Origin of the sequence: Paenibacillus sp. BGI2013, assembly GCF_002843485.1 — a bacterium.
GTDB lineage: Bacteria > Bacillota > Bacilli > Paenibacillales > Paenibacillaceae > Paenibacillus > Paenibacillus amylolyticus.
Genome location: NZ_PJFA01000007.1, coordinates 188491 through 209819, shown reverse-complemented (window position 1 = coordinate 209819; position 21329 = coordinate 188491). Strand labels below are relative to the sequence as shown.

The window sequence follows — 21329 nt, the reverse complement described above, 5'->3', positions numbered from 1 at the left end:
TGACAAGATTATGCGACTTATAATAAAATATTGTCATTGTCCAAGATTCAAATGACAGTAGGCTGAATCTATTTCAGTTCACTACATAAAAATATTGCGTTTAAATGGAGGATGCACGTGAAAGAACACATCTTTCTCCCCAAGCCGGTTTTCCCCAGACATGTATGCTTTCCCGATTTTATTGGAGGGTACAGTGACTTTCCGAAACATTATGTGAATCGGGAATATCGAACGAAAGATATCAACTTGGATCATTGCTATAATTTGCACCTTGTACTTGAAGGTAAAGGATTCCTGGACACGGGAACCACTCGTTATGAGCTAACACGAGGGCAGGGATTCCTCTACGGTCCCGGTCTCAGACAAACCTACTATTCAGATTTGGATGACCCTTGGAGTATTCGTTGGATTCACTTCTACGGTATTCGTCTCGAAGAACTGTTAAATGGAAAAGGCGTTGACGAGCCCTGGCTGTTTCAATGTTCCAACTTTCCGGTGGTTACCGCGCTCATGGATCGATTGCTGGAGCTCGGAAGAGGCTATCAGGTGGAGGATGAGCACAGTGTGGCAGCTACTCTATATGAACTTCTGACCCGATTGCAATCCGCAGCGAGTCAAATCAATGTTTCTTTAAATCACACTTCCGAGCGAATTCGTGAAGCAGGGAATTATATTCGTTCCCATAGTAACGAGCACATTACACTAGAGCACGCTGCCGGGATTGCCGGATACAGTACAACATACTTTAGCCGCAAGTTCAGTCAGACGTTTGGAATCTCCTTCCCTGAATTCCTGATGGAATCCAGGCTACTACATGCGAAACAGCTGCTCGCAACAACCAATCTTTCCATTAAACAAATTACGCTGGAAACAGGGTTCTCTCAATCAAGCTACTTCATCCGATGTTTTAAAACCCAAGAAAACGTAACGCCTATGCAATTTCGAATGATGCACAATCATTCGTTATAGGTACGGCACGTATTTCTTGATCAAGCGCTGACGTAAAAGAAGACTCTGCATACAACATGCAGAGTCTTCTTTGATCATTTTTCATAGATGCTCATTTGTATCTTCGTCCTCATCAGCCTTATATTCCAATATATCTCCAGGCTGACAATCCAGTGCTTTACAGATCGCATCCAGAGTGGATAAACGGATCGCTTTTGCTTTTCCTGTTTTTAATATGGAAATATTGGCGATTGTGATCTCAACTCTCTCTGCAAGCTCGGTAACCGTCATTTTCCGCTTTGCCAACATCACATCAATATTGATTATAATGGCCATATATTCACCTCAGACCACTAGGTCATTTTCTGATTTGATATCAATCGCTTCCTGTAACAATCTTTGGAGCACCGCGGAAAATACTGCAATGACCAATGAAGCAAAAATAGGAACCATTCCCATAAGAATGAGGCCTGGGGCATCATCTTTCTCTGCTACAACATAAACAAATGGCAACATCACAAAATAGAGACTACTGATTACAATAGCACAATATTTTATTGTTTTTAAGGATTTCACTGACATTAGAGAGAAGGCTTCATTTTTGTCGATGTAGCTCAGCAGACGAAATGCCTGGTACAGTGCAACAATAAACGGAATAACTGACACATACATAATAATCACTATGGGGTATAGTGCACCTGCATAATTCGGATTCACCGGATTGTTTGCTAACCAGGGTATGCCGAATATACATAAGGCAAGAATGGGAACACCAATAAGCAACACAGCCAATTTTAAAAAGATGGTTGTACCTCGCTTCACAAAAAGCACCTCACTTGTTTTAAGTGATATGAATTTATCATAATATTTATCGTTTTACAATAAATTTTTATTGTAAAACAGATTTTATTTATTCTTTTGCCCATTAAGGAAGGCAGACCAAAAGATCGCCCCCCCCTCTTTGCTTCAATGATTTTTGGACACAAAAAAAGCCCGATGCTAGCCACTGTTTCGCTAGCTTCGAACTCGGTTGCATATACGCCATATTTGTCTGAGTTAACATTAATTTTCACGAATGAAATATACTCTTAACCGATCTCGCTCACGTACGCCAGAACAGTCCAGCCTCATCCCGTTCCACCTGCTCGAGCACATTCTCAAAATCAGAACAAGGTGTAATAACATCTACCGGATTCCAGCTGCTCTGTTCATCTCTGGCATACACTTTCCACTGATTTTCTTCCCAGTAAAATCGGGCAATATGCAGCTTATCCCATTGATACCGTTCCTCGGCGGGTCTTTCTTCGGTCAAGATCAATTCATTATCATTCATCTCATATGTCAACTTCACCATCGTAAGTAGTGGCGCGGGTACCTTCTCGTGAATATATCCGTTCATTACGGACTGAATTCTTCGTAACGTAAACAAGTCCAGCATGAAGTATGTACATCCTTTCAGCAAAATACCACCTCTGTTCTACGCACCACATGCAGCTCCAAGCACACAACAACCTGCCTTCATGCAATGGTGGTCAGCTACATCCCTTGATCATTTTACCAGCTGGATTTTGTTACACCAGGAATCTGTCCTTGATGAGCCAGTTCTCTGAACTTAATCCGAGATACCTTGAACTTGCGTAGATAACCCCGCGGGCGACCTGTCACTTCACAACGATTCTTTAGTCTGGTCGGAGATGCATTACGCGGCAATTTCTGCAATGCCTCGTAATCCCCTTTCTCCTTCAGTTCCCGGCGCAGGTCCGCATATTTTGCCACGATCGCCTGACGTTGCTTCTCACGTACCACTTTTGATTTTTTAGCCATGAAATACAGCTCCTTTATCCATTAAATTTATGTTTAGAACATCAACCTCCGAGTTATACGGCTTCCACAGGCCATGGCAGTGGATTGTCGAAATGGCCCCAGTCTCCCAGCATTTCTTCATCACTGAGCAGGCACTGGTCCAGCTCATCTTCAATGCTTGCACGTTCCATTTCGATCCCAATCATGACAAGCTCCGTCTGACGATCTCCCCACTGGGCATCCCATTTCTCCAGAACATCCGGCTCGTTACGTAAAATTTCTTCCTTGTCCGCTTCCGGCAACGCCGCGACCCAATGTCCCGCAGGACCGAACTGAATGGATGGTCCTGCCTGACTGAGGCTTGCCGCAACATCCCCCTCGGCCGCGAGCCATACCAAACCTTTGGCACGTACCACTTCTTCCGGCCAGTAACTCATGAATTCAGCCAGACGGGAAGGATGGAACGGCTTTCTGCGGCGATATACAAAGGAACCAATGCCATATTCCTCAGTCTCTGGGGTATGAGACTCCTTCTCCAATTCCTGAATCCACCCAGCGGACATGCTCACTTTCTCAAAATCAAAGCGGCCTGTATTCAGAATCTCGGACGGATTCACCTGTCCGTTCTCGGTCCGAATGATCTTGGCGTTAGGCTGTAGCTTCCGGATGATACCTTCGAGCTTGTTCAGCTCGGTGTCATCGATCAGATCACATTTGTTCAGCAGCAGCACATCACAGGTTTCGATCTGATCGATCAACAAGTCTACGACGTCACGGGTGTCCTCATCTCCGGTCGCCTGATTACGATCCAGAAGACTCTGTCCTGATCCAAAATCATGCCAGAATCGATTGGCATCCACCACCGTTACCAGACAATCCAATCGGGCCAGACTAGTCAGGTCAATACCCGACTCCTCATCGGCATATGTAAAGGTCTGTGCAACTGGAACAGGTTCACTGATGCCGGTGGATTCGATCAAAATATAGTCATACTTGCCTTCGTTCACCAGCTTCTCAATCTCTTGCATCAGATCATCCCGCAAGGTGCAGCAGATACAGCCGTTGGACAGCTCCACCAACTTCTCTTCGGTTCGAGACAAGGTTGCCTCCCCCTTGACCAGCGCTGCATCAATATTGACCTCACTCATGTCGTTGACGATCACCGCAACTTTGAGCCCCTGTCTGTTGTTTAACACATGATTCAAAACCGTCGTTTTCCCTGAACCGAGGTAACCACTTAGTACGGTTACCGGAACTTGCTTTTGTGTCATAGAAGTCTACTCCTTATATGTGCAGTCTGTGTAATTCAGACTTTAATAGTAATTATTACGATTAACAACAATGACTATAATCCTGTTAGACGGTCATTGTCAAACTATTTTTGATTTCAACCTGCAAAAATACAAAAAAAGGCTGACGACCAGCCCTTGCACTTTCGCATCCTGAGGATACGTTTTGGCAAGAAGTGAGTCATAAACCTCCTCTGTAAATGTTCTTTAGTTCAATTTATATAGTCACCCCAGGTCTGGCCTTATTGCCCGCTTCCATCCGTTGCCTGAACACCAACACCAGTACCATCGCTGAAACAGAGAGCAACGTGCAGATCATAAACATGGTCGAATACGAACTCACTTGCACAATGAGCCCCATCGCCAGTCCACCCAGAGAGAATCCGAGGTCATACGAGGACATGAAGATCCCCATGAGTACATATCTGGAATCCGCAGGCAGCACAAAGGACAGATATGTGGTTAATGTCGGGTACAACAGTGCCAGGGCAAAACCGCTGAACACCGCGGAGAGATACACCAATGGCCCGATGATCTCCATTAAGCTGAGTAACTGGGTTCCCAGTGCTGCACACAGCATTAACCCTGCCATCAGCCAGGTATTCCAGCTACCGTCGGACGGAATTTTTTTACGCAAAATAAACCTGCACAGGATCACAACCAATCCCTGTATCGTCAGAAATACCCCTGCACTCGCCATTCCGGTGGATACCATATACAGGGGAAGAAAGGTCGCTGTCGCCCCAAAGACGCAGGACGCAAACAACATCACCACACTGCTAATCAGCAGTGGCGTACTGCGCCAGATGCCGCCGAATGAACGAAACATGTCGCCCAAGGTGTACGATTTGTTCTGCACGGTACTCCGCGGCAAATCCACATTATATCCAATCAGAAGTGGCAGCGCCGCCAGTCCGATCATCAGCAGCGTAAACGCCAGATCACTGGCATTTTCCCAGATTTGTATGGCGAGGATCGGAATGACCAGAGAAGGAACCATCGTAAACAGGGTGTACATGGACAGCCCTTGTGCCCGGTCTTTGTCCTCCAGCTTTTCCACAATGCCTGCCTGCATCGTCATGGAGAAAAAGGCCGTAGCTACCCCTTGCAGGGCCCGCAACCACAGATACGTCTCCACACCAAAAACAACAAATAACAGCAGCGTTCCCGCATGCAAAAGCAATAGCCATTGCATCACTCGAAGTGGCCCATGCTTACCCAGCAACTGCGCTGCAAAAGGTCTCAAGAGCATACAGGTGAACATATATGCCCCCATCATCAGACCAATCTCAGCCTGATTTAATCCAGCGGCTTCGCTTCTCAAAGGCAGAATAATCGTCAAAGCTGAATTTGCCGCAAAAAATAAAAAGGCCAGCATATAAAACCGGATAAACGAAAAGGATACCGGATTTAATTTTCCATTGGATGTTGCATTCATCGAAGACTTCAAACGTTCTTCACCACTTTCTCTCCTGGCAGTCAACTCACAGATGTACCTGTCACGGGTCTTCGCCGTTCATAGGCAAAAACGATCATTACCGCTCCTAGGATAGCACAGATCATGTACATAAATGAATAGGAAGAGAAGTCAGCGACGGGTCCCATAATCACACCACCCAGAGAAATACCCAGATCAGCCATCGCGATAAATAACCCGATCAGGACATTCCGGTTCAGCTTAGGCAACACAAAAGACAAATAGGTCGTGAGCGTCGGATACAGAATGGCTTGAGCAATGCCCATGAATATAGCCCCGACATAGAAAAAGACTACGCCTCCTGTCACCGAAAAACTCACACATTGGGCAGCAACGGCCAAAAGAAACAGGGTACCCATGATAAAAGGAGAATGCCATCTCCCATCAGAAGGAATCCTTTTCCGGAGCATGATTCGAGCCAGCACAACTGTCCCGGCCTGAAGCATCAGATACACACCCGCATTCCCATTTGGTACTTGGCTCGCATACAGCGGAATAAAGGTCGTAATTGCACCAAATACAACGGAAGCAGCAAGCATCAATACACTGCATCGAAACAGCAACGGATTCTTCACCAACTGAGCAAAGGATTCCCACATACTCACGTTCTGCTCCGAAAGATTCTCAGCAGGTTGCTCCTTGTTTGGTTCCATTTTGGCGGTATATCCGAAGACACCCGTACAGACGGCAATGCCGATCAGAACCACTGTAAAATAATCCATACCACCCGTCTGCCAGATTCCTAACGCGATAACAGGCCCCACGATCCCCGGTATGTAACTGAACAACGAATAATACGAAATTCCCTGTGACCGATCTTTCTCCGGAAGTGCATCAATAATGCCAATCTGCAAGGCCATGGAGAAAAACGCTGTCGATACCCCCTGCAAAATACGAGCAACCAAATAACCCTCGAGTCCCGTAAAGGTATATAAAATCAGGGCAAATCCATTGATGATCAGAATCAAACGCAATATTTTGATCGGACCGTGCTTTTGAATAATCCGACCTGCCCAGGGTCTGAAAAACATCGTTGTGAACATATAAGCGCCCATGATCAGTCCAATCGTTGTACCGCTCGCGCCCAAGGACTCCCCTTGTAATGGGATGATCACGTTAAGAATGGCATTGGCACTGAAATATAGAAGAACCAGTATGTACAAGCGCAGAAAAGGCCAAGACATCGCTCCACTCACAATGGATGCTCCCCCTAAAATGGTATTAAATGCTTCAATAATCGCTTCGCATAGTCTGACTGTACGTCCTTAAGTTGCTTGGTCGGAACGATCTCTACAACCTGTCCCTCTCTGAAAATGATCACCCTGTCACAGATATAGGCTGCCGCCTGTATATCATGCGTGATAAAGACATAGCTCAGCTTGTAGATTTCTTTCAGCTCTTTCAACAATTTCAGCACCTGAATCTGAACAGACACGTCCAGTGAGCTGATCGCTTCATCAAACACAATGCATTTAGGGGCGGTAGAGATGGCCCTCGCAATGCACACTCTCTGAGCCTCCCCGCCGGATAGTTCATGCGGATATTTGGATCTATAAGAAGGGTCCAGTCCAACTTGGTTCAGCAACAGATCCACCTTCTCTGAGTTACCCTGATCCTTTCGCAGCTTTTGCTGTGCTTGCATCGGTTCCATAATGGCAGCTTCCACAGTAAGAAATGGATTGATGGAGGATGTATAATTTTGAAAAACGGCGCTGAGATTACCCATCCGTACACGCCGATTCTGTACGTCCTGACCATCCAGCAAGATCGTTCCAATATCTGGGCGTTCAATGCCCAGAATCAGACGGCCCAACGTCGATTTACCGCTTCCGCTTTCACCGATGATACCCAGACATTCACCCTGTTGGCATTCAAAGGTAACCTGTTTCAATACCTGTTGTCTGTGCTTGGAGAACAGTCCGCCTTGGTTATATGATTTTTCGATACCCTCCACCTTTAGCATCTATAAGTCCTCCTGCATCAACGCCTTAAAATGATTGCTCAGCTCCAACCGGGTAGAGACCAGATACTGCGTATAAGCATGCTCCGGCTCTGTCAAAACAGAATGCATGCTGCCGCGCTCTACGATGATTCCGTCTTTCATGACCATCACGTCATCTGCAATCTTCTGGACAACGCCGAGATCATGGGAGATGAACATCATGGAACAGCCCATGCGTTCGCGTAATTGAATCAATTGCTCCACCACTTCATATTGAGAGATCGTATCAAGTGCTGTTGTCGGCTCATCCGCAATAATCAGATCAGGCTCAAGCACCAATGCCAGTGCAATCATGATTCGTTGCAGCATTCCACCGGACAGCTGATGTGGATATTGATTCAGAATCTCGCGCGGATGTCTGAGCATGACGCTTTCCATGGCATTGATGATTTTCCGTTCAATCTCGCGGGTGTTCCGGCCAAAATGTTGCTGAAGCGTCTCCCGAATATGAACACCAATGACACAGGAAGGATCAAATGCACTCATGCCATTTTGCAAAATCATACACAGATGCTTGCCCCGCTTACGCCGCATCTCCGGTTCCGAAAGCTGGTTCAGGTCTTCGCCCTGAAATAACAGCCTGCCTGATTGACGAATCCATGGCTTGTTCAGTCGCATGATAGCCCTGCACGTAACGGACTTCCCACTACCACTTTCCCCTACGATGGCCATGCAGCTTCCCTGCTTAACTTCGAATGAACTGTCATGAATGATCACTTTACCTGTATTGGTATCCCATACTTTCAAATGTTCAACCTCGACTATATTCATAAGTGGCCTTTCTCACCTCACTTTCGTAAGACTTGTCAGACTTACCTTGAGAGGTCATCAATTTGGGGTCCAGAGCCACTTGAAGCGCATCCGATAGAAAATTAAAAGCAGACACGACCACCACAATGGCCAGACCCGGTGCCAACATCAATTCAGGTCGGGAGAACATGACTTCCCTCGCCTCATTGAGCATCATCCCCCACTCCGCATGCGGAGCCTGAATGCCAAGCCCCAGAAAGGAAAGGCCGGAGATCTGCAACATCATTGAACACATGGAACCACTCGCAATGACGGCAATATCGGCAAAGGTAACCGGAACAATATGTTTGGTTATAATTCTCAGATTGGGTGTGCCGGAGGCTTTGGCGAATTTTACATAATCCATATCAGAGAATTGCATCACAGATGTGCGAATAACACGGGCAAACCAGGCCCATTTCATCCACACAAAGGCAATCAGTATATTCTCCAGTCCTGCACCCAAAATGCCAACCACCGCCAGTGTCATCACGTATCCGGGAAAAGACAGCATGATATCACAGACTCTCATGATCCATGCATCCACTTTTCCCTTGAAGTAACCTGCGATGAATCCAACAATAGCCCCGATTAGAACAGATAGACTGAGCGCAACCAGAACCCATAAGACACTTGGACGGATACCATAGATAAGCCGGGATAATACACATCTGCCCAGATGATCATTGCCTAATAGATACTCCCAGGATGAGGAGGCATAACGAAGCTTCATGTTCACTTGTCCAGGATCATGCGGCGCAATAAGCGGAGCCAGTACGCCCGCCATAATCGTGACCATAATTACTACCAAAGAGGTCAACGCAAGCTTGTCTTTGCACAGATTTTTCAATATTCGCATCAGAATTCCTTTCTCAAACGGGGATTCATCGCCGCATTAATGATGTCGGATAACGTGTTAAACAAGACAAAGGTGACAGCCAACATCAGAACATACGCCTGAATAATCGGAAAATCCCTGCTTAAAATGGATTTCACGCTGAGCCTCCCGAGCCCCGGCCAGGCAAATACATTTTCGATGACCACCGTACTGCCCAACACGATCGGGATCGCCATACAAAAGATAGACACAGCCACCTGTAATGAATTTCTCAGAATATGCAGGGTGACTTTCTTCTCGCTCAGACCACTTGCCCGTGCATATAACACATAGTCCTCATTCATATTGCTCAGCATGGAACTTCGAACCGTTCGGAAGTAAATGCCCGTATAACTCACCGTGATTACAATCACCGGTAGAATGTAGCTTCGATACGAGTCCATGCCGCTGGTAGGTAGCAGATCCAGCTTGACGGAAAAATACCAGATCATCATGGCTGCAAGCCAGTAGGATGGCATGGCGGTAAGGAAAAAGGATACGCCTCTGACCGATCGATCCAGCAGCTTGCCTTCTCTCATGGCACAGATCACACCCAGCAGGATGGACAGCGCAATAATGAATACCGATGAGACAAGTGTTAACTTCAATGTGTTCATAAAAGCAGGCCCCATCAATGACCATACGGGTTCACCAGATACATAAGAGTTGCCAAAATCCAACTGCACAACAGCCATAATCCAGTTCGCATACTGTATCATAAACGGCTGATCGAACCCCAGCGCTTTATTCGTTTGCGCGATCAGTTCATCTGTAATCTGCGGAACTTCCTGTGCCTGTAACACGACAACCGCCGGGTCCAAGGGAGATAGATTAATCAGGACAAACGTTATAAATGAAATGATAATCAGTAAAGGGATGGTTAACAGAATCCTTTTGATGATATAACTTCCCATATCCATCTCCGCTCTATTTAAAATTCATTTTTTCAAAAGGTAGTTCATATTGGGTCTGCTTGAATGAGATTCCATTAAGATTCTCGGGAGCGACTACGGTAACACGTCCGTTGGTAATCGGGATGAAGACTGCTTCATCATGGACAATCTTCATAATGTCGGCATATAGGGATCGGCGTGAAGCCTCATCCGTGGAGAACATAACCGCATCAATTTTTTTGTACAATTCATCTGCTTGGGCAATTCCGCTTGTTGTATGCTTGTATGCCGAATCTGATGTAAATGCAGCAATGGTACTCTGTGGATCATAAGCCAGTCCCCAGGTTTGATTAAAGAGCAGATCATATTCCCCGGTGGCTCTCCGATTCGCAATGGAAGTGGATTCTTCGCCCACGATTTCAAGCTGAACACCCAATTCTTTCATGGAATACTGGATCAATTCGGCCTGTATTTTCTGTGAAGACGAGTTGCTGTCATAGTAGAGATTCGTGGCTAAAGGCTGACCGTTCTTCGTTCTCACCACTTTACCGTCTGCCAATGTCCAGCCTGCTTGGTCCAGAAGATTTTTAGCTAATTCCGGATCATACTCCCGTTTCTTAAGATCCACCTTGGCGTAATTGACATTGGCTGAAAATAGCGTGTCCGCTACAGTCTGCGTTCCGTTGAAAATATCTTTACTGATCGTTTCCCGATCAATGCCAACCCATAACGCTTCCCGCACTGCCGTTTCCTGAACTGGACTATTCTCGCGACTGCTATTGGCTACGATCATATTGGTATTCATCGCTTCACTTCGAACCACTTGATAACCACCGGATTCAGCCAATTGGTCCATGGCTTCGACATCGATACTATCTGCTCCCCGGTCATCGGTGAACACAAAGTTGATCTCTCCTTTTTGCAATGCCAGGAATGTCGTTTCACCTGCGGGAAGAACCTTGGATGTGATTTTCTTGATTGCAGGTGCACCACCCCAATAGTCTTCATTGGCTTCAAACGTGGCATTCTCTTCGACTTTATGAGCTGTAAGCTTGTAAGGTCCTGTGCCGTGGAAACCACTCACTCCGTCTTTGGTTCCGCCATCATTGAAATCCTTGGGTGATATGAAGACGTAAGGTCTTGTCATGGACAATTCCACCAGTGCGGGATAATAGGCTTCCGACAGCGTCAGCTCCACCGTGTGTTCATCGATAACCGTTACACTTGTGATTTTGGTAGACAGCTTGATCCAGGCATGTTTTTCGGCATTCGCCTGTACTTCATCGATATTTTGTTTAACCGCCTCTGCGTTGAACGGCTCTCCATCATGGAATTTCACATCTTGTCGCAGATGAAAGGTATAGGTCTTGCCATCCTCGGAAATATCCCATGATTCCGCCAGCAATGGCTTGATTCCGTCAGGCGTGTTTTCCACCAGAGACTCATATACCATTCCTTGTGCAGGCATGGAGCCTGTATACAGATGTGGGTTCATATCATTAATATCTTTGGCAGAAGCATAGATAAGTTCTGTTTGTACCTGGCTATTAACAGGCTCCGTTTGGGCGCTCTCTTTCTCTTTTGTGCTCTGTCCGCATCCGGCGAGCAGCGCAATGGCAGACACCAGCAATAGTATGAACGTAAAAGTAAGACCCTTTTTCACAACATTTCCTCCTGATGATTAAGTTACAAGCAGACCTTGTAGGTTACATCAGACCACTCCGATTGCAGTACCATCTTCCGATCGCTGTTATCCCCAGATTTTTTTGATTCTCTTTTCCAAAGAGAAAATCCGGTGATAAATGCGAACGCTTCGCTTCTTCAGATTGGTTCTGCACTCTCCGTTATGATGTAAACATCAGGTTCAACTTGATTAATTTGAGATGTAATTAACCCTATTACTCAAAGTCAAAGTCCGGTGCAGATCATGCGGATATCCTCTTCAAAGGATTGGATTGAAAAGGCGCTGGACAAGCGCTGATCCGGGTGTGCGTCAGCCACTTCCTGAAGCTTAGCTTCATATCTGGCGATAAATTGATCAATGGTTGGACAGCTCACATCGAGATGTCCGGCTATGCCCTGAATGATTTTGATGCGGTAGTAATCTTCCTTGGGCATACGGGGAATGTCCAGTTCCCCTTCGCGGTTCATGAACGTTTGACGGAATGGGACTGCTGAAAAGTCGAAATATTTCCCTTCCGAATTGGGTTCCGAGAATGGATCAATCAATAATGAGGTGTATCGTATGTACAATAAATACTCTTGATGAATGACCTGCAGCTGATTGAAATTCTCGATATCCTGGCGTGATATACTCTCTAATCGAACCGGATAGTTGTCATCCGTCATGAACTGAAGCAGGTTGACTCCCTGAATATCAAGTCGGTTCGTAATATTCATAATCTCCTGCCACTGTGCCCGCATTTCCCGTATCAAAATTTGTGTAATCGGACCTTCAGGATACATCTTGTATACGTATTTCTGAGTATCTGGAGCTCCGAAGATGGATTCTAATGAGAAGTCATTCATGAACAAGGGTGGATGTACGTACAACGAGATATTTCTCGTTTCCGCCTCCAGTGGGGATCGCATCACTTCCAGCGCAACACCCAAACGCTCATAACCTTGGCGTAGCTTACTAACCTGTTCAGACGGGTAACGAGTTGAACCGATATACACCTTTTTCTTGACCCCTGTTGTGATCACATGATTGGACGGATGTTCGTGCATCCAACGGGTATCTCCGAGGTAGGTAGAGAAACTGATCACTTCCGTCGCTGCATTCCGCTCTCTCATATAATGGGTCACGAGTCGATTCGACCCGAACGTTGGAGAAATCAAAATAACACATTTCAGTTGTTTGATGAATTCATCATTCATTTGTTCCAGTACATCGATATACGCATCGGTGGTAACCGCCAAAATGAGTGTATCCCATTTACCATCAATGGTGTCATATCCCTTGAACACATGATCAACGTAACACTCACCTGCGAGCGATTGATGTTTCTCATTTTGAATGCTGACCTGAATACGCCCCTTGCTCTGTTCGAGGGCTGAGAATACGGACGCTGAACGAACCGATTGTCTCCCCGTAATGCCTATACAGCAGTTGAGATGATCTTTGAGCGTTACCGCAAGCTGAATGGATGCAGGTCCGGTTCCGAGTATCAGGATTCGCTGAAGATTGCTCATATAAGCCTCCTTAATTCAATGTTCAATCTGTAATCCATTTGGACGCACTTGGATGCAATTGCATACCTATGCTTTTTGATACAACGCAATATCAAACACATCATCCGGGCGCAGGATCGTATCCACCAGCTTCCATTTGCTGCTGTCCGTCTCTATCATGGGATAATTGAACAAGGACTTCAACTGATCACCGTATCTCATGGCTACAACCACCTGTGCATTCGTCAGGGCATGCAGTTGATCAAGCAGCTCATATTTAGGGGCCACCGTAGAGCTGAAAATGATATGGGTTGCTTCCTTGGTATACTCCAGATTTTCCAGCAATGTTGACTCCAAACGAATCTTCAAACCCGTGCCCAGTGTCTCCACCACTTTTCGCCCGAGTGTAATGGACTCTTCATCAATATCGATCCCGACAACCTGTGCACCTGTTCGCTTGGCGATGAGTAATGGTGTCATTGGGAATGAACCGGAGCCTACCAACAATACGTTGGAATCGGAGGTGACATGGAAGCTGCCGAATTCTTTATCGATACACTCTTCTATGTTTTTGAAATAATCGGCAATCTGCACATCCCCGTTCTCTAACTTTAATGCACGATATTTCTCCATGATCGCCACACACTGGGCGGATTTATTTCTTAACGCCCACACAAGCGAATCCAGTTCTTCCAGCTCCGAATGCTCCAACTGTTCCCAGGTTGCCTTATTGTCCTGATCAGTCACAAAGCGGGAATAGTCATTGATCACAGCCTCCAGCTCTGCACTATGCTGAATCGTATGATCATACTTGCTCGCGAGCTTATCGAATTTCTCTGCAAATTCACTCAAACATGTCTGAAAATGGACCAATGTGATCATTTCTTTTCCCCCTATACGTTGTCTCGATCATGTATCATGTACCTCATGCGTTTACAACGCTCCATTCTGCTGGAGCATCTATGAAGGCTTTGCCCTGAGCCACGATGCCAACAGATCCCTCAATCGTAATACTCTCAAGTTCTGTGCCATCCCACTGGGCTACCACTTTGATCGCACCACCAGGCTGCTTGATGTACTGCGTAATCTGCCTCTGCTGGCTCCATGCGAGATACGCTCCCACGGAGGCCGTACCCGAGCCACACCCTCTCTCCCAGATCAGACTATCCAGCTCCGGAACATAGATGAGTGGGGCCATTTCTTCCAAGTGTGATTGATATAACAAGATACCAATCAGCTTATCCCCTAGGGTTAGTCCCAGTAATCTTGCAAGGGTCTGTGCCCTCTTCTTCATCGTATCGTCGAAGTCATCGACTTCAATCACGATATGGATGAACTCAGCGTACCGGATGATCACCATATCGAGTTCGATGCCTTCGTATCGGATTGTTCGTTGTTCGATCTGCTTTGGTATCGGCATAGTTACCTGGCAGTCATATTCGTTCTGCTGCTTCTTCACATGGCACATGATCAATTGATCGGTTCCGGAAACCTCCAGCATGATGTCCATAGATTCCTTTTGTGCCAGTCCTGCTTCAGATGCTTGGTGTGCTGCAAGTGCCATACAGGCATTGCCACAGAACTCTCCTCCGGCCATTTCCAGGCGGGCCACAGCTTCCGGTCTCCTCGTTGGTTCAATGAATCCCACTTGTTCAGCGTAAACGTTATCATACGACATTAGACGAGTTGCAATATGATTGTATTTCTCTGCTGCATGATCCGTTTTAACCAGAATCGTCATGTTTTGGGTGGGACTGAACTTGATAAAATCGATCTCCTGTTTCATCGCAGCGACTACTCCTGTTCTTCTTTTTATCTAATAGTAATTATTACGATTAAAGGTCGAGAAAAATATAGCACATCTTTTTGGGGAGCGTCAACAAATATTTCCATTTAAAAAAATAAAATTTCATAATACCTTTAGCTGCACCTCCTGTAAGAAAACGCAAACAGAGCTGGCGCTTCTGCGCCAGCCCTAGCCATAATTACACCATCTGATAAGATTCAACGAATCGTCGTTCCTACCTCGCTCTCACTTAAAAAGGGAATACGAAAAACGGTTGCCGCAGAACGGAACCGTTTCGATCTGGATATGATCCCGTGATTCACTGTACTCATCACGCTTGATGTGCTTGCACATTGTGCAGTGCTTTCTCAGCCAGTGCAGCCAGAAGATGTGCTCCCAGCGACAGAGCCCGTTCATCCACATCAAAGCCAGGGTGATGCCACTCATGCGGGCCAGAGGTGCCCAGGAAGAGGAACAGGCCGGGAACTTCTTTTTGATAAAAAGAGAAGTCCTCTCCTGCCGGAGAAGGCAGCGGTCTGATGCTATTCAGCCCAATCTGACTTGCAACTTGCTCCGCCGCAGATGCCAGAGCTTCATCGTTGACCACGGCAGGTGGTCCCTGAATCCAGCGAACCGTAGCCCGTGTGCCATAGGCTGCGGCCACACCGGCGACTACCTGATTGAAACGCTCGCGAATTCGTGCACGCACTTTCTCATCAAAGGTACGCACTGTGCCATCGAGGATCGCTTCATCCGGAATAACGTTCCAGGCTGTGCCGCTGTGGAGCTTGGTGACACTGATTACAGCACTCTCCTGTGCTCCCACATTGCGACTCACAATGGCCTGTAATGCCGTAACAATATGTGCGGCAACCACAATTGGATCAATGCCGGCTTCAGGCACAGCTGCATGGGTGCCTACACCTTCCACTTTGACAACAAAACCGTCTGCTGCTGCCATCAATGCGCCTTCCCGAATGCCCACCGTACCTACCTGGAGATCAGGCTTGTTATGCAAACCAAATACGGCCCGAACATCGGATAATGCGCCGCTCTGGATCACTTGCCGAGCACCCGTTGCTTTTTCCTCCGATGGCTGGAATATCAACCGTACTTTTCCCGGTAGAATGGACTCACGCTGTTTCAGTAATCGTGCAGCACCAATCAGAATTGCCGTGTGTGCGTCATGTCCGCATGCGTGCATCTTTCCATCTACCTGGGAGGCAAATTCCAGCTTTGTCTCTTCCTGAATGGGCAGCGCATCAATATCTGCTCTTAGGGCGACAACAGGACCGTCCCCTTGACCCACTTCAGCGACAAGCCCTGTCCGCAGCGCATATTCGTCTGCAATACGGACGCCTTCCTCTTCCAGCCAACTGCGAATGGCAGCTGTCGTCTCCTTTTCCTCGCCGGACAATTCCGGGTTACGATGCAGATGTCGCCGAATGGTGATTAAACGTTCCGCAAATTCTTCCGCCCGTTCACCATGAAGTTCATGCTCGGGGCCCTGTACTTGTTGCTCAGAATGCTGCTTGGGCTGTTCCAGATCACTTTTCATCACATGGCCTCCCATTCGTATATATTTACTGCTATATTAACTACCTAATTCTATCCGATTGCAGCTTCCTGTTCCTTGGATTCCAGTGCAAATTCACTGAGTCCCTGCTCTGCCAGAATCTCACGCAACAATTCGAATGAACGAATTCGCTTGGTAAAGTCCCGTGTAGCTGTAGTCACAATGAACTCTTCCACAGCAAACTCCTGCTGGAACTTCAGCAGTGCCTGACCTACGCTTTCCTTCGTACCCCGGGTCACACTTGGCTCCAAAATCTCGATCCGATAGGTTTCGTTTGATTGACAGCCGAATTCTTCCGCCTGCTCCACAGAACCAACGGTCAGCACCTTTCCACTCTCCAGATGAATCTTCACCAGCATATGCTCACTCGCAAGTCCTTCCGCTTCTTCCTCACTCTCGGCCACAATTAACGATATGGCTAATGCAGCGTAAGGCTCCCGTCCCTGGGAACGATCAAATTGTTCACGATATACACGGATCGCTTGAAGCGCTACCTCTATATTACTGTTAATGAACAGTGAAAAGACATATGGGAGTCCCAGTTCCGCAGCCATGCTTGCACTATCAACACTGGCTCCAAGTACGTACAGTTCCGCTGGAATGTCCGACACAGGCGAAGCGCTGAGACCTGCAAGTGGATGTGATGGATCTTCAAGCGGCTCATTGTGGATGTATCGTTTCACCTGAACAATTTTCTCTTGCAGAGATGCAGCTTCCTGAATACCTTCCTGTAACGCCTGTGTTGAACGGGGTAATCCACCTGGTGCACGACCGATTCCCAGGTCAACTCTTCCGGGTCCGAGCGCTGCGAGGATATTGAAATTCTCGGCGACTTTGTATGGACTATAATGCTGGAGCATTACTCCGCCAGACCCCAGCCGAATCCGCTTTGTATGCGCAAGCAAGTGGGAGATGAGTACCTCCGGGGAGGAACCTGCAACATGCCCTGAATCATGGTGCTCCGACACCCAGAATCGATGGAATCCAAGCTGTTCTGCCCGCTGTGCCAGCTCAATCGTATGCCGAAAAGCATCCACCGCCGTTTCCCCTTCATAGATGGGAGTCTGATCCAAAATGCCAACACGAATACTCATATCCTTCTCCTCCTTGATTGTGCTGAACCGCTGTTGTTGAATCTTACAAACAATCTATAACTTCCGAAGCAGTTCCCCGAAGGGCTCTGCCAATGGCGAATATTCTTCTTTTAAAGTAACGACGCTGATCTGCAACGATACACCTGCTACCTCATGTACCTGAATGGGGAACAACTCCTGATTCTGCACTTCCTTCTTCACCGTAAGTCCCGGGAGAAAAGCAATGCCTGCCCCTTGCATAACCAGTTTCTTCGCTGTCTCCGAATTATCGACATGGTATGTAATATTCGGCGGGTGTTCCAGCGAGTCGAAAGCCCGGTGAATGCGAAGCCAGTCCAGTGAACCACATTCAAAAAAGACCAGTTGCTCATTCCGGATGGCTTCCATGCTGACATGCCCGCTCTCAATGAATGGATGCCCTTTGTACACATAGAGCTGAATCGGATCTTCATAAAAAGCAACCGTACGGATCGCAGGATGCATGACCTTGCGTACAAAGGCAAGATCGATCTCCTGACCAAGCAGTTTGGCAATCAGCTGATCCGTCGTTGCTGTCGTCAATTTGATGTTAATTTCGGGGTAAGCTTCCTTGATCTTGGGTAGAAAATCAGGAATGACATAGTTGGATACCGATACTGTACTACCAAGTCGAAGCGCATCCGGTGTTGATCGCCGTTGCTGAATCTTCTGCTTGCCCTTCTGAATCACTTGCAGCACTTGCTGCGCATATGGCAGGAATTTCCGACCTTCATCTGTCAGCACAATTTGTTTGCCAAGCCGATCAAACAACTTGCAGCCCAGCTCCCTTTCCAGTGACTGAATGCGAGCTGTGACCGAAGGTTGGGACAAGAAGAGTACTTCGGCAGCCTTATTGAAGCTTCCATAATGATTGATATATACAAATGCTTCAATATTCTCGATATTCATGAGCGCCTCCGTATCCACGTCCGCAGACGTTTGATCTTATATTGATTTATCCAATACACTTACTTGGTTTTATGATATCGTAATCCCATCCTTTTCCAGTGTCAATATCAATTCATCCAGCGAGCGATCTAAACGTGTAGTCACATCTGCCGAGAGTACAAATTTTCCATCATCCAATCGTTCAATTCCCTGATCCACAGCATACACGCCACCCAAGATATGTCTTCCACCAAGGGCTGCCAGAACAGGCTTCAATGCATAATCAATCGCGAGTAGATGAGCTATAGAGCCACCGATAACGAGCGGAAGTGTCAACTTGCCCCGCAACCCTTCTTGCGGAATCAGATCCAGGAACAGCTTGAGCACTCCCGAGTACGATGCCTTGTATACCGGTGTTGCCACAATAACTGCATCCGCCGCTTCCACGACAGCAAGTGCATCACGAATGAATGAGCTGTCAAACCGGGCTTGCACCAGATCCTCAGCGGGCAGATCCACAACGTGAATGACTTCAACGGTGATGCCTGCCTCCGTTAATTTTTGGCTGCTGTAATCCGTCAGACCTGTCAATCGCGAACGTTTGGAAGGTGATCCGGCAATAATGACAACATGTGACATGAATTTCTCCTCCTCAAGCGTAAACGGCTGTCGCCGTCCTCTGGTGGCACAGCTACCGTTTCGCAGTGAAATATAAAAATGGATAGGGTGAAACTTATAAATTCTTATATTTTGGAATAGCGGTCAAGCCGCTCCTTTTACTTTGGGGTCCAGCCGATCGCGAATATCGTCTCCAATCAGATTAACCGCCAGTACAAACAACGTGATCGCCAGACCCGGGAACGTACAGATCCACCAGGCAACCGTCAGATACCCTCTACCTTGTGAGAGCAATGCGCCCCAATCCGGTATTTCCTTCAACACCCCAAGTCCCAGAAAACTGAGTCCGGAACCCGTAAGAATTGATGTCCCTACACCAAGCGTAGCCATGACCAGCAAGGGTGACAACGAATGTGGCAGTACATGTTTCCAGAAAATACGTGCATTGGAACCGCCCAGTGAACGTGTCGCTGTAATAAAAGGCAGACCTTTAACTGATATGACCTGCCCACGCATCACCCGTGCGTAACCCGGAATGGAGGAAACCGCAACAGCCAGTGCAATGTTCATCAATCCTGGCCCGAGAGCAGCTGCAACAGACAGTGCCAAGAGCACGCCGGGTACAGCCATCAGAATATCGACAGCCCGCATCGTGATAGTATCAACAATTCCTCCGGCATAACCGGAGATAATACCAAGAGCACTACCAACAATACCGCCCACAAGCACCGAAGCAAATCCAATGAGCAGCGAATCCCTGCTTCCATGCACAACTACACTGAAGATATCCCTGCCAAAATAGTCCGTCCCGAACAGATGCGCAGCAGAAGGAGCCTGCAGAATGGCATCCGTCATCATCTGAGTTGGATCATAGGGCGCAATCCAGCCCGGTACAATCGCACATGCCACGGTAAACACTACCACCAGCAATGCTACATAAAAGAATAATCGGGATACCGCGAATGAGACGCGATAACGCCAAGGGCGGCGATTCCACAGATGGATACGTCCTATACTGCCGGCCCATGCTTTTTTGTCACCAGCCAAAGGTTTCATGCTCATGAGCAACAACTCCTCCTTTCATACTCCGCGTCAGGACACTTCTGACTGTTCCAGCTGTCATCATGTGCGGACTGCACGCCGAACCCGGGGATCAATGTACGAATACGAGATATCCACCAGCAGGTTCAAGACCACATAGATAATGGATGTAAAGAAAACAACGCCTTGCACCACTGGCAGATCCTTGGCCATTAGCGCATCCGCAATAATTCGGCCGATCCCCTGTCTAGAGAAGACGGTCTCCACCACAACGGTTCCCGCAAGCAGATCACCGATCAGCATGCCGATTACCGTTACTGCAGGAATAAGCGCATTACGCAGTGCATGACCATACATGATGGCACGTTCCGAAAGTCCTTTGGCCCGTAACGCCACAATAAATGGTTCATTGATCACTTCCAGCATGCTGTTACGCACCATCCGTACAATAAATCCTGCACCCACAAGACCCAGTGTGGCAGCCGGAAGAACCAGTGAGCTGAATCCGTCGGAACCCATCGCCGGGAACCAGCCAAGCTGTACTGAAAATAACAGGATGAGCAGTATCCCCGTCCAGAAGGTTGGCATGGAAATGCCGAACAGTCCAACGAGCCGGGCGACGAAATCAATCACGCCATTGCGATGAATCGCAGACAATACACCAAGTGTAATTCCAATCGTGATGGCAATGATTGAGCTGAGTGCGGTCAAAGCCAGTGTGGCTGGAAAATGTTCCAGTATTTTCGGCAAAACCGGATCGGAATTGATCATTGATTTACCGAAATCCCCACGCAGCATATCACCAAAATAGTTCGCAAACTGGATATAAAACGGTTGATCCAATCCAAGTTGAACCCGCAGATTCTCGATCATCTCCGGGGTAGCCGAGGACGGGTCCAGCATGAGCAGAACCGGATCACCCGGCAGAAGATACATGATGCAGTACACCAGCACCGAAGCTCCGAAAATAACCAGAAGCGATGTTGCGAGTCGTGACAGTATCGTTTGAACCATACCGGGATATCTCCTTCCTGAATCTGGATTGGTCGTTCCTAT

General features: G+C 47.3%; 22 protein-coding genes. 1 reads left to right on the top strand and 21 read right to left on the bottom strand.

Going from position 1 to position 21329, the window contains the following annotated elements; translation table 11 throughout:
* Positions 1 to 117: 117 nt before the first annotated feature.
* Complete coding sequence (locus CXK86_RS18925) at positions 118 to 969, top strand: helix-turn-helix transcriptional regulator (protein ID WP_101314253.1); 852 nt, start codon at positions 118 to 120, stop codon at positions 967 to 969.
* A gap of 81 nt (positions 970 to 1050) precedes the next feature.
* On the opposite strand, the gene CXK86_RS18920 is transcribed toward CXK86_RS18925, so the two are convergent.
* The 21 genes from CXK86_RS18920 to CXK86_RS18815 all read right to left on the bottom strand — a co-directional run bounded on the left by CXK86_RS18920 (position 1051) and on the right by CXK86_RS18815 (position 21287).
* Positions 1051 to 1284, bottom strand: a complete 234-nt coding sequence (locus CXK86_RS18920; RefSeq protein WP_076211193.1) for a helix-turn-helix domain-containing protein — start codon at positions 1282 to 1284, stop codon at positions 1051 to 1053.
* A gap of 9 nt (positions 1285 to 1293) precedes the next feature.
* Positions 1294 to 1770, bottom strand: coding sequence for a DUF2975 domain-containing protein (locus CXK86_RS18915; RefSeq protein ID WP_047841240.1), 477 nt, complete (start codon positions 1768 to 1770; stop codon positions 1294 to 1296).
* Between the two features lie 280 nt (positions 1771 to 2050).
* Positions 2051 to 2386: a DUF3024 domain-containing protein gene (locus CXK86_RS18905; protein ID WP_047841241.1), complete on the bottom strand. Its 336-nt coding sequence runs from the start codon at positions 2384 to 2386 to the stop codon at positions 2051 to 2053.
* Between the two features lie 116 nt (positions 2387 to 2502).
* Positions 2503 to 2772: a 30S ribosomal protein S14 gene (gene rpsN / locus CXK86_RS18900; protein ID WP_036605831.1), complete on the bottom strand. Its 270-nt coding sequence runs from the start codon at positions 2770 to 2772 to the stop codon at positions 2503 to 2505.
* 53 nt (positions 2773 to 2825) lie between these two features.
* Positions 2826 to 4022, bottom strand: a complete 1197-nt coding sequence (locus tag CXK86_RS18895; RefSeq protein ID WP_101314251.1) for a GTP-binding protein — start codon at positions 4020 to 4022, stop codon at positions 2826 to 2828.
* A gap of 235 nt (positions 4023 to 4257) precedes the next feature.
* Positions 4258 to 5523 carry a staphylopine family metallophore export MFS transporter CntE gene (gene cntE / locus CXK86_RS18890; RefSeq protein WP_373888071.1) on the bottom strand — a complete coding sequence of 422 codons (1266 nt, stop codon included), beginning with the start codon at positions 5521 to 5523 and terminating at the stop codon, positions 4258 to 4260.
* Entirely contained in the window at positions 5520 to 6713 is a 1194-nt protein-coding gene (cntE, locus tag CXK86_RS18885; RefSeq protein WP_101314249.1) for a staphylopine family metallophore export MFS transporter CntE, read from the bottom strand. The genes cntE (CXK86_RS18890) and cntE (CXK86_RS18885) overlap by 4 nt, the downstream gene beginning before the upstream one ends.
* Positions 6714 to 6727: 14 nt before the next feature.
* Entirely contained in the window at positions 6728 to 7480 is a 753-nt protein-coding gene (locus tag CXK86_RS18880; RefSeq protein ID WP_101314248.1) for an ABC transporter ATP-binding protein, read from the bottom strand.
* The gene (gene cntD, locus CXK86_RS18875; protein WP_101314247.1) at positions 7481 to 8290 is read right to left on the bottom strand and encodes a staphylopine uptake ABC transporter ATP-binding protein CntD; all 810 of its coding nucleotides are present in this window, start codon (positions 8288 to 8290) and stop codon (positions 7481 to 7483) included.
* On the bottom strand, positions 8271 to 9167 hold the full coding sequence (gene cntC, locus CXK86_RS18870) for a staphylopine uptake ABC transporter permease subunit CntC (RefSeq protein WP_101314246.1): 897 nt from the start codon (positions 9165 to 9167) through the stop codon (positions 8271 to 8273). The genes cntD and cntC overlap by 20 nt, the downstream gene beginning before the upstream one ends.
* Complete coding sequence (gene opp1B / locus CXK86_RS18865) at positions 9167 to 10099, bottom strand: nickel/cobalt ABC transporter permease (RefSeq protein ID WP_101314245.1); 933 nt, start codon at positions 10097 to 10099, stop codon at positions 9167 to 9169. The genes cntC and opp1B overlap by 1 nt, the downstream gene beginning before the upstream one ends.
* Before the next feature lie 13 nt (positions 10100 to 10112).
* On the bottom strand, positions 10113 to 11741 hold the full coding sequence (gene cntA, locus CXK86_RS18860; RefSeq protein WP_257467907.1) for a staphylopine-dependent metal ABC transporter substrate-binding lipoprotein: 1629 nt from the start codon (positions 11739 to 11741) through the stop codon (positions 10113 to 10115).
* Positions 11742 to 11986: 245 nt separating this feature from the next.
* Positions 11987 to 13273 carry an opine metallophore biosynthesis dehydrogenase gene (locus CXK86_RS18855; RefSeq protein ID WP_101314244.1) on the bottom strand — a complete coding sequence of 429 codons (1287 nt, stop codon included), beginning with the start codon at positions 13271 to 13273 and terminating at the stop codon, positions 11987 to 11989.
* Between the two features lie 66 nt (positions 13274 to 13339).
* Positions 13340 to 14134, bottom strand: a complete 795-nt coding sequence (locus CXK86_RS18850) for a class I SAM-dependent methyltransferase (protein ID WP_101314243.1) — start codon at positions 14132 to 14134, stop codon at positions 13340 to 13342.
* A gap of 43 nt (positions 14135 to 14177) precedes the next feature.
* Complete coding sequence (locus tag CXK86_RS18845; protein WP_101314242.1) at positions 14178 to 15038, bottom strand: histidine racemase CntK family protein; 861 nt, start codon at positions 15036 to 15038, stop codon at positions 14178 to 14180.
* 331 nt (positions 15039 to 15369) lie between these two features.
* Complete coding sequence (locus CXK86_RS18840; protein WP_257467906.1) at positions 15370 to 16596, bottom strand: amidohydrolase; 1227 nt, start codon at positions 16594 to 16596, stop codon at positions 15370 to 15372.
* Between the two features lie 50 nt (positions 16597 to 16646).
* A complete protein-coding gene (locus CXK86_RS18835) occupies positions 16647 to 17708 on the bottom strand; it encodes an LLM class flavin-dependent oxidoreductase (RefSeq protein ID WP_101314241.1) in 1062 nt (353 codons plus the stop codon).
* Positions 17709 to 17762: 54 nt separating this feature from the next.
* Positions 17763 to 18635: a LysR family transcriptional regulator gene (locus CXK86_RS18830; protein WP_036673424.1), complete on the bottom strand. Its 873-nt coding sequence runs from the start codon at positions 18633 to 18635 to the stop codon at positions 17763 to 17765.
* Between the two features lie 69 nt (positions 18636 to 18704).
* Positions 18705 to 19253: an NADPH-dependent FMN reductase gene (ssuE, locus tag CXK86_RS18825; RefSeq protein ID WP_036605818.1), complete on the bottom strand. Its 549-nt coding sequence runs from the start codon at positions 19251 to 19253 to the stop codon at positions 18705 to 18707.
* A 123-nt stretch (positions 19254 to 19376) separates the two neighbouring features.
* A complete protein-coding gene (locus CXK86_RS18820) occupies positions 19377 to 20294 on the bottom strand; it encodes an ABC transporter permease (protein WP_101314240.1) in 918 nt (305 codons plus the stop codon).
* A gap of 60 nt (positions 20295 to 20354) precedes the next feature.
* Positions 20355 to 21287, bottom strand: a complete 933-nt coding sequence (locus CXK86_RS18815) for an ABC transporter permease (protein ID WP_036605816.1) — start codon at positions 21285 to 21287, stop codon at positions 20355 to 20357.
* Between the last annotated feature and the right edge of the window lie 42 nt (positions 21288 to 21329).

Bases quoted from the DNA above. Each gene is read 5' to 3' on its own strand.
- CXK86_RS18855 (WP_101314244.1), bottom strand. From the start codon at position 13,273: ATGAGCAATCTTCAGCGAATCCTGATACTCGGAACCGGACCTGCATCC.
- CXK86_RS18895 (WP_101314251.1), bottom strand. From the start codon at position 4,022: ATGACACAAAAGCAAGTTCCGGTAACCGTACTAAGTGGTTACCTCGGT.
- CXK86_RS18820 (WP_101314240.1), bottom strand. From the start codon at position 20,294: ATGAGCATGAAACCTTTGGCTGGTGACAAAAAAGCATGGGCCGGCAGT.
- CXK86_RS18815 (WP_036605816.1), bottom strand. From the start codon at position 21,287: ATGGTTCAAACGATACTGTCACGACTCGCAACATCGCTTCTGGTTATT.
- ssuE (WP_036605818.1), bottom strand. From the start codon at position 19,253: ATGTCACATGTTGTCATTATTGCCGGATCACCTTCCAAACGTTCGCGA.
- CXK86_RS18835 (WP_101314241.1), bottom strand. From the start codon at position 17,708: ATGAGTATTCGTGTTGGCATTTTGGATCAGACTCCCATCTATGAAGGG.
- CXK86_RS18850 (WP_101314243.1), bottom strand. From the start codon at position 14,134: ATGATCACATTGGTCCATTTTCAGACATGTTTGAGTGAATTTGCAGAG.
- CXK86_RS18905 (WP_047841241.1), bottom strand. From the start codon at position 2,386: ATGCTGGACTTGTTTACGTTACGAAGAATTCAGTCCGTAATGAACGGA.
- rpsN (WP_036605831.1), bottom strand. From the start codon at position 2,772: ATGGCTAAAAAATCAAAAGTGGTACGTGAGAAGCAACGTCAGGCGATC.
- opp1B (WP_101314245.1), bottom strand. From the start codon at position 10,099: ATGGGAAGTTATATCATCAAAAGGATTCTGTTAACCATCCCTTTACTG.
- CXK86_RS18840 (WP_257467906.1), bottom strand. From the start codon at position 16,596: ATGAAAAGTGATCTGGAACAGCCCAAGCAGCATTCTGAGCAACAAGTA.
- CXK86_RS18830 (WP_036673424.1), bottom strand. From the start codon at position 18,635: ATGAATATCGAGAATATTGAAGCATTTGTATATATCAATCATTATGGA.
- CXK86_RS18920 (WP_076211193.1), bottom strand. From the start codon at position 1,284: ATGGCCATTATAATCAATATTGATGTGATGTTGGCAAAGCGGAAAATG.
- CXK86_RS18880 (WP_101314248.1), bottom strand. From the start codon at position 7,480: ATGCTAAAGGTGGAGGGTATCGAAAAATCATATAACCAAGGCGGACTG.
- cntC (WP_101314246.1), bottom strand. From the start codon at position 9,167: ATGCGAATATTGAAAAATCTGTGCAAAGACAAGCTTGCGTTGACCTCT.
- CXK86_RS18845 (WP_101314242.1), bottom strand. From the start codon at position 15,038: ATGAAACAGGAGATCGATTTTATCAAGTTCAGTCCCACCCAAAACATG.
- cntD (WP_101314247.1), bottom strand. From the start codon at position 8,290: ATGAATATAGTCGAGGTTGAACATTTGAAAGTATGGGATACCAATACA.